The organism is Sinobacterium norvegicum, from assembly GCF_923077115.1.
Lineage (GTDB): Bacteria > Pseudomonadota > Gammaproteobacteria > Pseudomonadales > Sinobacteriaceae > Sinobacterium > Sinobacterium norvegicum.
This window is the reverse complement of sequence record NZ_CAKLPX010000001.1, coordinates 218,542-232,417: the sequence shown is the minus strand read 5'-3', so window position 1 is coordinate 232,417 and position 13,876 is coordinate 218,542. Positions and strand designations below refer to the sequence as shown.

16 protein-coding genes are annotated in these 13,876 nt (G+C 47.8%); all 16 read right to left on the bottom strand.

Annotated features, from left to right (window positions below; translation table 11 throughout):
* Window positions 1-40 precede the first annotated feature (40 nt).
* A complete protein-coding gene (locus L9P87_RS01080) occupies window positions 41-334 on the bottom strand; it encodes a PAAR domain-containing protein (protein WP_237442826.1) in 294 nt (97 codons plus the stop codon).
* 8 nt (window positions 335-342) lie between these two features.
* Window positions 343-915, bottom strand: coding sequence for a DUF6931 family protein (locus L9P87_RS01075; protein WP_237442825.1), 573 nt, complete (start codon window positions 913-915; stop codon window positions 343-345).
* A 14-nt stretch (window positions 916-929) separates the two neighbouring features.
* Window positions 930-2,843: a type VI secretion system Vgr family protein gene (locus L9P87_RS01070; RefSeq protein ID WP_237442824.1), complete on the bottom strand. Its 1,914-nt coding sequence runs from the start codon at window positions 2,841-2,843 to the stop codon at window positions 930-932.
* Window positions 2,844-2,933: 90 nt separating this feature from the next.
* Window positions 2,934-3,422 carry an Hcp family type VI secretion system effector gene (locus L9P87_RS01065; RefSeq protein ID WP_237442823.1) on the bottom strand — a complete coding sequence of 163 codons (489 nt, stop codon included), beginning with the start codon at window positions 3,420-3,422 and terminating at the stop codon, window positions 2,934-2,936.
* A 198-nt stretch (window positions 3,423-3,620) separates the two neighbouring features.
* Window positions 3,621-4,319: a transposase gene (locus tag L9P87_RS01060; protein ID WP_237442822.1), complete on the bottom strand. Its 699-nt coding sequence runs from the start codon at window positions 4,317-4,319 to the stop codon at window positions 3,621-3,623.
* Window positions 4,320-4,508: 189 nt separating this feature from the next.
* The gene (locus L9P87_RS01055; RefSeq protein WP_237442821.1) at window positions 4,509-5,300 is read right to left on the bottom strand and encodes a TatD family hydrolase; all 792 of its coding nucleotides are present in this window, start codon (window positions 5,298-5,300) and stop codon (window positions 4,509-4,511) included.
* 51 nt (window positions 5,301-5,351) lie between these two features.
* Window positions 5,352-5,720, bottom strand: a complete 369-nt coding sequence (locus L9P87_RS01050) for a PilZ domain-containing protein (protein WP_435531781.1) — start codon at window positions 5,718-5,720, stop codon at window positions 5,352-5,354.
* A gap of 82 nt (window positions 5,721-5,802) precedes the next feature.
* Window positions 5,803-6,765: a DNA polymerase III subunit delta' gene (locus tag L9P87_RS01045; RefSeq protein WP_237442819.1), complete on the bottom strand. Its 963-nt coding sequence runs from the start codon at window positions 6,763-6,765 to the stop codon at window positions 5,803-5,805.
* The gene (gene tmk, locus L9P87_RS01040; RefSeq protein ID WP_237442818.1) at window positions 6,762-7,409 is read right to left on the bottom strand and encodes a dTMP kinase; all 648 of its coding nucleotides are present in this window, start codon (window positions 7,407-7,409) and stop codon (window positions 6,762-6,764) included. Before tmk ends, L9P87_RS01045 begins: the two co-directional genes overlap by 4 nt.
* Before the next feature lie 4 nt (window positions 7,410-7,413).
* Window positions 7,414-8,451 carry an endolytic transglycosylase MltG gene (mltG, locus tag L9P87_RS01035; RefSeq protein WP_237442817.1) on the bottom strand — a complete coding sequence of 346 codons (1,038 nt, stop codon included), beginning with the start codon at window positions 8,449-8,451 and terminating at the stop codon, window positions 7,414-7,416.
* 17 nt (window positions 8,452-8,468) lie between these two features.
* Window positions 8,469-9,329, bottom strand: coding sequence for an aminodeoxychorismate lyase (gene pabC, locus L9P87_RS01030; RefSeq protein WP_237442816.1), 861 nt, complete (start codon window positions 9,327-9,329; stop codon window positions 8,469-8,471).
* A 52-nt stretch (window positions 9,330-9,381) separates the two neighbouring features.
* Window positions 9,382-10,623, bottom strand: a complete 1,242-nt coding sequence (gene fabF, locus L9P87_RS01025; RefSeq protein WP_237442815.1) for a beta-ketoacyl-ACP synthase II — start codon at window positions 10,621-10,623, stop codon at window positions 9,382-9,384.
* Between the two features lie 104 nt (window positions 10,624-10,727).
* Window positions 10,728-10,964 carry an acyl carrier protein gene (gene acpP / locus L9P87_RS01020; RefSeq protein ID WP_237442814.1) on the bottom strand — a complete coding sequence of 79 codons (237 nt, stop codon included), beginning with the start codon at window positions 10,962-10,964 and terminating at the stop codon, window positions 10,728-10,730.
* Window positions 10,965-11,120: 156 nt separating this feature from the next.
* Complete coding sequence (gene fabG, locus L9P87_RS01015; protein WP_237442813.1) at window positions 11,121-11,864, bottom strand: 3-oxoacyl-ACP reductase FabG; 744 nt, start codon at window positions 11,862-11,864, stop codon at window positions 11,121-11,123.
* A 31-nt stretch (window positions 11,865-11,895) separates the two neighbouring features.
* Entirely contained in the window at window positions 11,896-12,843 is a 948-nt protein-coding gene (fabD, locus tag L9P87_RS01010; RefSeq protein ID WP_290368471.1) for an ACP S-malonyltransferase, read from the bottom strand.
* A 25-nt stretch (window positions 12,844-12,868) separates the two neighbouring features.
* Entirely contained in the window at window positions 12,869-13,876 is a 1,008-nt protein-coding gene (gene plsX, locus L9P87_RS01005; RefSeq protein WP_290368470.1) for a phosphate acyltransferase PlsX, read from the bottom strand.

Sequence of the window (13,876 nt, the reverse complement as noted above, 5' to 3'; positions counted from 1 at the left end):
AAGCCGCTGACGTAAAATGCGCCAGTGGCTTATTCAATTCTCAGCCACCAATCAATACCGTTGGTAAGCCCAATACAATGGTGCCGCCATGGGATGTGGAATCGCCCATTCTCGCCGCAGGCTTGCCACCCACTAAAACCGTGGCACTACCCATGGCAATCGAATCCGGCGGCCCCACACAGGTACACATACTGCCTACCGCTGCTGCCGGCAAACCACCAATCAGCACGGTTGGAGCACCCGGTACCACAATAGGCCCTCCCACATGTGGCACCACACCTGTTACCATTGGACAGACATGCATGTCTGTTATTCTTGACGCAGGCTTACCCATAATGACTCCTAAATATTACCGCGACCACCGGCGGCTAAATCCATCCCCTGTGCAATAAACTGCTTATAATACGCGTCGGGGTCTTGCTCATCCTTGGCCACCGCAGCCAACGCGATACAACCGGCAACGGCATGTGCATATAAAAATTCTGGTGGGGCTACATCTGGCTGCCCCTGGGGCGCTATGCTGCCGGCACTCCAATATGCTGCTGTTGCAGCCCAGCTTGCCGGCGTCTCAAACTTGGTCATATTAGCGCGATCAAACGCCTCTAACCGATGCTCTTCTGTCGGCTTCTGCACCCAGGTTTCCGCTGCTGTTAATGCATTAATATTGTCTTCATTTGTCTCCGGTGTATGCGCTTGCCGTGTCGCTAAACACGCCCACCAAACGGCCTCTCTTTTGGGCAGGCCATGGGCCAAAATCTTCACCGCATCATAAAAACAACAGTTATCACTTAACAGGCCTATAGTCTCAGCAGGAGGCATCTCGGGGCGAATGATTTTCTCTGCCTCCTCGCCAACCTCACAATTAGCTATGATATCGGCAGTCTGCTTTGCCTTGATTTTTATCGACGCTTGCATATTACGATTACCTACTAATTGATCTGTGTTAGAGAGCCTTTCAGCGTTAAGATACCGCTGGACTTAATTTCAGCCATCGCATTGGCGGCGGCACTGATCTTGATGGCCTTAATGTCGATACCGGCATTGGAGAGCTTAATACTGCTGCCACCCACTTTCAGTTCGATGCTGGTGGCTGCCTGTATGCTAATTGTTGATTTACTGCTGGTTTTAATACTGCCCGTCACGTCTGTGCTGTCATTACCAGACACCTTGACGGCGTGATTACCTTTAATCGTCAGCTGTTGATTACCCTTAACCGACTCACCCTGATTACCCTCAATGGATAATGTGTCATTACCTTTGATGGTATAGTTTCGGTCCTTTTCAATGGCCACTGTTTGCAGGCCCTTAATATCACCTTTCTGATCATTATTGATTAAGAAGTTATGGTCTTTACCTGCTTCAAAATAAACTTCTTCTGCATCTTTTTTATCATCAAATCGCAACTCGTTATGCATCCCCTCGTCTTTTGTTTTAAAGCCACTCTGGGTCTGAGTGTAAGCTGGGAACTGGTTACTGGGGTTGTAGACTGCACCGGAAACAACAGGACGCTCAACATTGCCGCCAATGTAATTGATAACAACCTCCTGCCCCACCCGAGGCACGAAAACTGCCCCCCAATCATTACCGGCAAAGGGTTGAACACTTCTCAACCAGACACTTTCGGCATTATTGTCCCAGGCGAAGGTTACTTTGACCTGTTTGTAAGGGTCTTTATGTTTTTCGGTTGCCACCTGTGTAACAAAGGCTATATGTGAATTAACCTGTGTCCGCTCGCTGTGACGAGGATTGGGCCGGTATGTTTGATCGGCACAGATACACTTGAATCGGTTGCTGTAAGTGGTATCAGTATTATTTGAATCCTGCAGTGAGTGGACAACCTCAATAACCAGGTATTCCTTGGCCTCTGATTCGACCGGGTGATTTAGCTTGAATTTAAAACCAGGTTTCAAAAAACTACAATCACTCTCTCCGTAGGCAACCTCAAAGCGGGCCTCTTCGCTCTCTAACCAACGATCAAGATAGCTCGATAACTCTTTGGCTGGTGTTTCAGTGCGTAATGCCTCCTTGGCCTTGGAGGGCAATCTAGCATCAACTGTCGGCTCAACAGCGGTCACCCCCCCCATGGATGATGACGAGACATTCGACTTCTTCAGCGTTTCGGCTGTTGAACTAAAGCTATTGTAATCACTGATATGGTATTTCTTTGGACGATAATTTAGCTCTCTATGCCAGCGACTAACGGTATTGCTAAAGGGAGCTGTGCCGGCGGGGGCGTACTCAACCGTGTAAGGTGCGCATTTTTGATAGCTGTTGGAGGCATCGTAAAACACTATTTCTAACTTACTGTCTGTATGAATATAAAAGTAGCCTACCCCTTCCTCGCTTAACAATCGATGTATGAAATCATAATCAGATTCATCGTACTGAACACAGTAGTTCCGCTCGAGCATTTGAGCCTGTGTTTGAAACGACACCGTCAGCTCAAAGCCATATTTGGCAAGCACCTCTTCGATGATTTTCTTAGCCGTCTTTTGCTGAAAAATACGGTTATTCGATGAGTATTGAATAAACCAGAGCGGAGATACCAGCTTGAGTCGATAATGCCTTAGCCCACTCTCATCGACGCCATGAATTGAACAATGACTGACAAGGCCTTTTATCACTCTTTTTTTACTATCATCTATCGCCACCTCAAGTACTACTGCCGTCGCTATTAATGCTTCAGCATCGATACTGTGATCATCAGATAATATATCAACATCAAATTCGAACTCAGCAGAAATAGACTCTAAGCCAGCAACATTGACCACGATGACATCCGAAGTAATGCCGGATTTCACCTTGGCCAGCCTATGCTCTTGTACTAGTTCAACCTCTGACATACACCATTCCTTTGGGTTACTACACAAACGACAAAAAGCTGGTTACAGAAAATTGTAACCAGCCTCATTAACACGTCAACAACGAATAGATTAAATCGGTTCAGCTGTCGCTAAGTTATAACCGACCAATACATTCTTAGGATTCTTATTGCTCTTATCTGCATGGGCAAGGTTTGCCTCAATGCGGGCAAAGCTGATCGATACTGTTTCTTGTGGCGCACCACCGGCACTGGCACCAACGCTGTATGAGCTGATCAAACAGTCATCCATGGTATACGTGGCATATTTTTCAAGGCCTGCTGCGCCTGTTTGTACGATATGTACTTCGACCTGAATACCTTCATCACCGGTGACAGACTGCTTGAATAAACCACCTGAGGCCGCGTCCATAGCCTTTGACACAGTGATTTCACTGATGCTTGGGCGAGTTGCTTCACGATTAGACAGATGACCGGCTTCCATGCTGATACCGCGACCGACGCCAAAAGAAAAGCTATCAACCTCAATCCATCCCTCGTAGCCCTTAGCAGTAACATTACCCGCTGGAGTCTTGCCGTTGTAATTCATGTAAATAGCCATAACAATAAGTCCTTTTAATTTTAAAAATTTTTTTACCACTAGCTAGCGGCGACACAAACATTTAAGCATATTCATTATTTTTTAAAACAAGAACCATCACTTTTAAAATCCACTCTGACACCATTAAAACATCATTATCAATATCCCAACAAGGATCGTGGCACCAAGGGTGATTTAAAAAAACGACTCCGGCACGATTTAACGCGCCGCCGATGATTTTTTGGGGCGTCCACGTTTCAAAGGACGAACTCTCACATTAGCTATCTTTTCTATCTGGTCCTTAAAACCATCACCTCCGAGTATCTGCCCAACACTTACCGTCTCGGCTATGTAATCCATTACCGCGACACCGAATTCATATTTGAACAACTGCTGATATGCATAACAACGTTGTTTACGGCTGTCGCCCAACTCTAAAAACAACGGATGATCAATGATCAGCGAGTCATTGCAGAGCCCTATATGGTGAGGAAAACTAGACCATCGATAATCTTCAACGTCATCAACCAGCCCCATATGAAGCGGCCTTAATTCAACGTAGCGATAGCAGGTTAAAAGATAGGCTGTCGAGTCGATGACACTGGACTTGTATCGACCACCCCACAGGGTGCCTGAGCGTTTATAGCGGTGATTAATATATTGTACATAGCGGCGCCCTAAAGACTGCATCATCGAAGAGATGCCATTGGGAATATTAGGGGTTGCGATTATTTGGATCATACTTGGCAGCAAAACATACGCATGGACATCTACCTTATACTGGTCCGACGCCGCACGCAGGCTCTGCAAATAGAAAGCATAATCATCATCACAAAAAAAACAGGGCAGACTATTATGGCCTACCTGTACGATATGCTGAGGGATATTGATCAGGTTGAGTCGAGGCAAACGTGCCATTGATTTATATTTCGTCCTAAATCCATTCCTCGGCCTGCGCTTTTTCATCCTTAAAAAAGAATGTATGCATTGAACCGAGCGCGCTTATTTTCAGCTAAAATACTAGAAAAAAGCACAAACTTCACGAACTATAAATATGTTATTCGGCACATAATATTATTTTTTAAATATGTCTTTTGGTATATTTTTTTATTCACTACCGAACAACCGATAAAAATTATTCGTCGTAATTTCCGCCAAAACTTGCACATCAATAGCCAACAAATCGGCGATATATTGCGCAACCAAACTGACATACTGCGGCTCGTTAGGCTTTCCGCGATGGGGCATCGGCGTCAAATAGGGCGAATCTGTTTCAATCAATAGACGATCGAGTGGTAACGCCTTAACAACATCACGAAGAGCATCGGCATTTCTGAAGGTGACTATCCCCGAAATAGAGATGTAATAATTGAGGTCCAGGGCTTTCTTAGCCATCGGCAAATCCTCAGTAAAGCAGTGAAGCACGCCGGCAGACTCCAAACAACCATGACCTGTTATCAACTCGATGGTATCGTCTTTGGCATCCCGGGTATGAACAATCACCGGCTTACGAAGCTCTTTGGCCAGCACCAAATGGTCAACAAAGCTTTGTCTCTGCTGCTTCAAACATTGAGACTCGTAGAAATAATCCAGCCCAGTTTCACCTATCGCGACAACATGCTTGCTATCGGCTAACCGACGTAGTCGCTCTATATCGAGCGGCGTCTCATCGACGCTCAAGGGATGCACACCGACAGAGGCGACAACTTCAGAATAGGTGGAGGCAATCTCAGAGCAGGTTAAAGAGTTTTCGAGGTCGATACCCACACAGAGCATCTTACCGACACCCTGCTGACGGGCACGGGCTATCACGCCAGCAATACCATCGTCATACCCCTCAAGGTTTAAACGGTCTAGGTGGCAGTGAGAATCAACAAGCGGGAGGGTTTGAACAGGCATAACAATACTTTCATAAAAATTTGCCGTGCAGTATACGGCGTTGTCGCCGATTTACATAGTATGCGTGGGACGATCTGATGCCAACGAACCGGCAAGATAGGTTTCAATTTTACTCACCGCTATCTCATCTTTATCGGCAAACTGAACACCAATACCGGCTGCACGGCCACCCTGCGCACCCTCAGGTGTCAACCAGACAACCTTGCCCGCAACCGGAATTTTCTCGGCCTCATCCATCAATGTGATCAGCATAAAAACCTCATCACCCAAGTTGTAAGCCTTTGTAGTTGGTACAAAAAGTCCGCCATTATTTAAAAAAGGCATATAGGCTGCATAGAGCACAGAAGCATCTTTGATTGTTAACGACAAGATACCATTTCTTGCCCCCGCCTTAGCACCAGCACCACCGATAGACATCACTTACTCCAACATTTCCAAGCACAACACAACTTTATTTTATAACCGAAGAATAACCGTAAAGAAGCACTATTTCCACTAGTTATTAATGACTTAAATCTGCAAGCACACCCTCTAGCAACAGCTGTTTATTGGGGCTTGCACCTTTGGTGATAACAGCCTTTAGTTTAGTCAATTTATCTACCTGCTGATGTAGTTTCTGCGGATTAAGCCTTAAAGCTAATAACCGGTACAGCACCTGGCAGTCCGCCATTGCTGTATATCCTCCGGTGGCCGTCCACTTAGCCAAATCAATATACCAATCCAACAGCCAGCCCACCACTTCGCCAAGCTCGGCTTTAGCCCACTTTTGAGCGACAACGACCAGGTCTGTCTGCCCCTCTAGCAATTGGGTCAATTCGGCCAGAATTTGCTCGCGCAGTTGAAGCTTGGGACTCTGGTCCAGCTCCAACGCCAGGGTAGGCTGCCCCTTGGCCACAGCCAATAAATATTTTGCCCGCTCCAGTCCACCCACCTGAGGTGCCAGCCACTGCTCACCCTGCTCAAAACTTATATCCCTAATCTGCAACAACTGGCATCGGGAACGGATAGTTGGCAACACCTGCTGGCTACTGACGCCCAACAAAATAATGACCGTACTTTCGCCAGGCTCCTCCAGACTTTTGAGCAGCGCATTTGAGGCATTTTCATTCATCGCCACGGCTGGGTCGATAATGACAATTTTATAGCCGCCCTGCTGACTCTTTTTGAGTACGAAATCTGAGACCTGCCTCACCGCATCAATTTTAATTTGCCGGCTGCCCTCCTCTAATGTCAGTACCTTATAATCCGGATGGGTGCCGACCTGATGCAATAGACAACTTTTACAGCTACCGCAGGCTTGCTTATCGACAGGCTGATGACATTGAAGATAGATGCCCAGGGCCTTGGCCAGAGATAGCTTGCCAAGCCCGGCAGACCCGGTGATTAGCAGTGCATGGGGTAAGATGCCGGCATCCACCTGTTCAATCAGCTGCTGCCAGCGATCTTCCAACCAGGGGTATATCATGGCGTATTCGCGAGCATTGGCAAGATGACACCGGCGATTTGCGCCTGCACATCGGCCAGTGGCTGTGAGGCATCAATAACAGCAAAGCGCTGAGGGTTGTCGGCTGCACGGCGTAAATAGCCCTCTCTGACACGATGAAAGAATGCCAGCTGCTCTGATTCAAAGCGGTCGAGTTCCCCGCGCTGACGAGCGCGTTCCATGCCAATTTCAACAGGCACATCCAATAGCAACGTCAAATCAGGCTGCACACCCTGCTGAACGGTTTGCTCTAGCTGTTCAATCAATGCCGTTGACATATTACGACCACAACCCTGGTAGGCATAGGTGGCATCGGTAAAGCGGTCACACAGCACCCATTCGCCACGACTTAGTGCTGGTAAAATCTTGGTATTGAGATGTTGCGAACGGGCGGCAAACACCAACAACAGCTCAGCCATCTCATCAACCTGCTCCCCTCTCTTGCTCAGCAGCAATTCTCTCAATTCTTCCGCCAATGGCGTCCCCCCCGGCTCGCGGGTATGAATAAACTCTGTCCCGCTGGCATTGAGCAACTGCTTAATGTATTCGACGTTAGTGGTTTTACCGACACCCTCACCACCCTCGATAGTGATAAACAAGGGCTTGGTCTTTGTCTCTAAACTCATGCTGCTACTCATTGGCCGGTGAGCTGCGATAATCATCACGGCGCTTTAATTGATAGGTTCTGACGGCCTTATTATGCTGCTCTAAGGTATCTGAAAACTGATGCGTACCATCACCCTTGGCGACAAAGTACAGGCTACTGCCCTGTTTGGGGTTTAGCGCTGCGTGTATCGCTTCTTTACCAGCAGCAGCGATAGGCGTCGGCGGTAAACCGTTGCGGGTATATGTGTTGTATGGAGTATCTCGACGTAAATCAGCCCGAGTAATCCGGCCGTTATAACGATCACCCATGCCGTAGATAACCGTCGGGTCAGTCTGCAACCTCATTCTCTTTTTCAAGCGACGAACAAAGACCCCGGCAATCTCACCCCGCTCTCTGGCAACACCGGTTTCCCTCTCAACAATACTGGCCATAACAAGGGCTTCGTAGGGGGTTTTATAGGGCAGATTTTTTTGTCGCTGCTGCCACTGCTGCTGCAAGACTGTCTGCAGCCTCGCCGCGGCGACGGCAATGATCTCACGATCGGTTTGACCGCGGGTAAAGGCGTAACTATCCGGGAAGATCAAGCCTTCAATGTTGTCGTGCTCACCATAGCCAAGCTCACTCATATAGACCGGTAATTCAGACAGCTGCAACGTCTGCTCTATCAGTGTATTCGCATGAATTTTGGCCAGCAGTTGCTTAAGCGTCAGTCCTTCCGTCAACGTGATTTGATAATACTTTACCGCCCCTTTACGCATCTTATCCAACAGCGTAATGGCGGTATCATTGACCGAGATCGCATACTCTCCCGCCTTGATATCTGTCAGCTCATAAAATCTCGCGTAGAGAACAAAAACACGGGCGTTTTCTATTATGCCATCAGCCTGCAGCTGATTTGCCACAGCACTAAAACTCGAGCCCTTGCCGACAACGACACTAGAACCGATAAACTGCTCTGCCAGTGGGGTATGCATCGTACGCTGCAACCACTGCTGGGCACCAAAACCAACCAGCACTGCGACAAAAACAGCCAGTAGCAATACACGTTTAAAAATTATCATTCACTACTCTTACATTATTATTGGGGGTAAATATCGATCAACGCATGCTGCAGCTGAGCAACTACTGGGTGACCGCTACTATTGAGCTCTATTGGCAAGCGTTTATCGGTATCAAGCAGGCAATCAACAGGGCAAATTCTCATCAAGCTATTGCAGACAAATACCGCTTCGACATGATAAAGCTGGCGGTAATATATTTCTTCGAACACCACATCATAATTAAACTTTTTTGCCAGTTTTTCAATAATTAACTGGCGCATTACGCCTGCCACGCCACAGCGTTTGAGACTACTGGTATACAGCGTGTTATTTCGCAACCAAAAAACATTACTCTGCGTTCCCTCAACAACATATCCCTGTCCATCGAGCATAATGCCTTCGGCAATGGCGTCATCATGCCACTCTTGCTTTGCCAATACCTGTGGCAGTCGGTTGAGATGCTTAAGCCCGGCTAACGCGAAGGCCTCTGGCAGCCTTGTTTGGCACTGAAAGACCGATATTCCGCCCTGTTCAACACCATAATCCACCATCGGTAGACACTGAAAAACACGCCTGTATTGCGCCTCTATTGGCGGCCGATAACCCCGCCCGCCACTGCCACGAGAGAGTATCAATTTCAGAATGAAAGGTTCCGAGGGCATGTCAGCGACAATGCGCTGGATCTCGTCAGCAATAAGTACTATTTGTTGCGAACAAAAGCCGAGTGCATGACAACCCTTTGTTAGGCGGGCCAGATGGTAATCCAACAACACAATCCTGCCGCCGGTCACCGGCATTGTTTCAAACAAGCCGTCGCCATAGGCCAATGCACGATCTGTCACGGCCAGCTGATCAACAACCTTTCCATTGATAACAACACAGCCAGTAATCAACGCCATAATTCTAACCGGAAGGTAAATAAGACCGGCGACGATAGTCGCCGGCAGACGGCTATACTCGTTTGAACAACAAGCTACCGTTGGTACCACCAAAGCCAAATGAATTTGAAACAGCAGCCTCAATATTCATTTCTTGCGCGGTATGTGGCACGTAATTAAGATCACAGCCTTCGTCTGGGTTATCCAAGTTGATGGTCGGCGGAGCCACCTGATCACGAATAGCCAATACTGAGAAAACAGCCTCGACAGAACCCGCAGCACCGAGCAAATGACCGATCATCGACTTGGTTGAGCTGACGGCAGCCTTTGCCGCAGCAGCCTCACCCATTGCCAATTTCACCGCCAAGCTTTCAGCGACATCACCCGCCGGTGTCGATGTACCGTGAGCATTGACGTAATGGATAAGCGAGGTATCGATACCAGCATCAACGATGGCATTCTTCATAGAACGCGCAGCACCACTGCCATCCGTCGTCGGAGACGTCATATGATAAGCGTCAGCGCTCATGCCAAAGCCGGCAAGCTCAGCATAGATTGTTGCGCCACGGGCCTTGGCCTGCTCATACTCTTCAAGCACCAGCATACCAGCACCATCACTGAGCACGAAACCATCGCGATCTTTATCCCATGGACGGCTGGCCGCTTGCGGGTCGTCGTTCCGGGTAGACAGTGCACGGGCTGCAGCAAAACCGCCTAAGCCAACCGAGGTTGTCGCCATTTCAGCGCCACCAACAACCATTGCATCAGCATCGCCGTGCTCGATCATACGAGCCGCGATACCAATATTATGCGTGCCCGTAGTACAGGCGGTGGTGACAGCAATATTAGGGCCTTGAAAGCCATATTTAATCGATATATTACCGGCAATCATGTTGATAATAGAGCCGGGGACAAAAAATGGGGAAATCTTGCGAGGACCGCTATTGTTGATAATATCGCGACCTTGCTCAATCGAGCCAATACCGCCAATACCAGAACCAATAGCACAGCCAATACGAGGTGCGTTTTCCTCTGTCGCTTGCAAACCAGAGTCTTCAATTGCCTGGATAGCAGCAGCCATACCGTATTGAATGAAAATATCCATTCGTTTGGCATCTTTCTTGGCTAAATATTGCGTGACATCAAAATCTTTCACCGACCCGCCAAAACGTGTCGTAAACGATGAGACATCAAAGTGCTCGATAGGCGCAATGCCACTTTTACCATTAAGTATACCGTTCCATGTATCGGCGACAGTATTACCTAAGGGAGTAATCAAGCCCAAACCGGTGACTACTACTCTACGCTTGGACACCAGACAATCCTCCTAAAAAATTATTATTGCTTTCACAATACAAAAAAAGCCGCTCTATGCAAACATAGAAACGGCTTTTCAATCTATGTCGTTAAGATATAGATTTACGCTAGGTTCTTTTCGATGTAATCGACAGCAGCCTGAACGGTAGTAATATGTTCTGCTTCTTCGTCAGGAATCTCAGTTTCGAATTCTTCTTCTAGAGCCATTACTAGCTCAACTGTGTCCAAAGAATCGGCGCCAAGGTCGTCAACGAAAGATGATTCATTTTTAACTTCTTCTTCTTTAACACCTAGTTGCTCAGCAACAATCTTCTTAACACGTTCGACAATGCTACTCATGGTAGTTTTAAACTCCTAGTTAGAAACTTTCACTGCAATAATTAAATACTTATTGCTATAAATGCGAAACCGAATTGTACTCGTATTTCACAGCGTTGTAATTGCTATAATTCAATATAGAACGAGATTTTACACATTTTTTGGCTGTTGCCAACCCTATGACATGTACATTCCACCATTTACTTGAATGGTTTCACCAGTAACATAAGCCGCGCCATCACTCGCAAGAAAGCTAACAACCGCCGCAATCTCACTGGGCTGCCCCAAGCGTCCCGCCGGTATATTTGATTGTAGCGCCTCTCGCTGCTCTTCAGGCAACTCTTTTGTCATATCGGTATCGATGAAACCTGGGGCAACAGAATTAACTGTAATATTTCGAGCGCCTATCTCGCAGGCCAGCGAACGCGCAAACCCCTGAACACCGGCCTTTGTGGCCGAGTAGTTTGCCTGGCCAGGGTTACCCATAGAGCCAACAACAGAGCTGATATTAATAATACGGCCCCAACGGGCCTTGGTCATGCCACGCAAACAAGCCTTGGTAACACGAAATACTGCGCTGAGATTGGTATTAACAACATCATCCCACTCAGCATCCTTCATCCGCATCATTAAATTATCGCGGGTAATCCCTGCATTATTTACCAAAATGACCGGCGCACCAAAGTCGGCAGTAATCTGCTTGATGACCGCAGTGACTGACTCAGCCTCTGTTACATTGAGAGCATAGCCCTGACCCGAAATACCAGCTTCAGCGAAGCGAGCAGTGATTTTTTCTGCACCAGACTCGGTCGTCGCTGTCCCTAAGACGGTAGCACCCAAACGACCCAAATCGTCAGCTATAGCAGCACCAATACCCCTGCTGGCACCTGTAACTAAGGCAATCTTACCTTGCAAACTCATAACAATACTCACTCTTAATATTGATTACTTCTTACTGAAATGTCGCCAAGGCTTTATCGAGGTTCGCCTGATCTTCCGTAGCGAACGCCTTGCCTTTTAACGCCCTATTAATACGACCACTCAAACCGGCCAGCACCTTACCCGGACCACACTCAACCGTCACCTCAACGCCCATCTCAAGCATAGTCTCTACGCAGGATGTCCACTGCACAGCACTGTAAATCTGCTCAACCATCAGCGCCTTAATCTTTTCAGGATTTGACTCTGTTTTGGCATTGACGTTATGAACAACATCAATCTGCGGCTGGCTAAAGGTGATCTTGTCAATCTCGACAGCCAACTTTTCACCGGCAGGCTTCATTAATTCTGTATGGAAAGGAGCACTAACCGGCAGTGGCAGGGCACGCTTGGCACCAGCCTCCTTACACAACACAATGGCAGCCTCAACAGCAGCCACATGACCGGCGATAACTACTTGCCCCGGCGAGTTATAATTTACAGCCTGCACCACACCGGTGGCCGAAGCCTGCTGACAAGCCTGCTCAATGGCCTCATCTGACAGGCCAATAATAGCTGCCATCGCTCCCTCACCCACTGGCACGGCGGTCTGCATGAACTGACCGCGCAGACGCACCAGATTCACCGCATCTTTGAACTCCAGCACGCCAGCACAAACCAGTGCCGAGAATTCACCCAGACTATGACCACCCAAAACCTCAGGCTTTGCGCCCTCTAACTGCTGCCATACACGCCACAAGGCAACGCTTGAGGTCAACAATAATGGCTGTGTCTTTTCAGTCAGGTTTAGCTCTTCTTGAGGCCCTTGCTGTGACAAAGCCCACAGGTCATAGCCAAGCACCTCAGAGGCCTCGGAAAAAGTCTGTTCAATAATCGGATAAGCAGCCGCCAATTCGGATAACATACCGACTTTTTGAGATCCTTGGCCTGGGAATAAAAATGCTAGTTTCAAATTGCTCACAATAAAATCCTATACTTATAATTTACTAAGGGAGCAGCTCGTCGAGCCTTTCCTCCATCAGTACTACCATGTCTTTTTTGATGCAATGGCCGGCGCTGCTAATCGCCTGCACAAACCCCTCAACATTAGCATTGCCATGACTTTTCACCACCAAGCCCTGCAGGCCGAGAAAATAAGCGCCATTATATTGCTGCGGATCGATCCTAGCCTGCAGACGATCAAAAAGTGGTTTAACAGCGGCCATTAGTAGCTTACTGACCGCACCACCACCAAACATTTGCTCACTGAGGCTGGCGATGAATTTAACCACTCCCTCACTGGTTTTTAAAGCAATATTACCGACAAAACCATCACAAACTATGACATCGGCAACCCCTGAGAATAAGTGATCACCTTCAACATAGCCGGTATAATTAATCTCACCCTGAGCCGACAACAGGGCCGAGGCGTGCTTCACCTGGCCATTACCCTTAACCTCTTCCTCACCGATATTCAACAGCGCCACCCTGGGCTTGTGCAAACCATCGACAGCCGAGGCCAGAACACTGCCCATGAGAGCGAACTGATACAGGTTATCACTGTTAGTATCGACATTAGCCCCAAGATCCAATAGATACGAGTGACCGCCAAGCGTTGGTATTGCTGTGCATATTGCCGGCCGGTCTATCCCCGGATAGGTTTTTAACACATAGCAACCTATGCCCATCAAGGCTCCGGTATTACCCGCACTGACACAGCCATCAGCCTTACCCTGATGAAGATATTCAATGGCCTGACGCATAGAAGAGCTTTTCTTATGCCGCAGCGCAAACGAAGGTTTGTCAGACATAGCGACAACTTGCTCGCAGTGAACAATAGAGAGACGTTTTTTAATAACAGGGGGAATACTTGCTAGATAAGGACTTATCTGAGCTTGGTCGCCAAACAAAACAATCTTGAGATTATCATCCTGTTTGAGACTTTCTATAGATGCAGGAACAGTTGTGCGAGGACCGAAGTCCCCGCCCATTGCATCGACGGCGATGCAAATCAA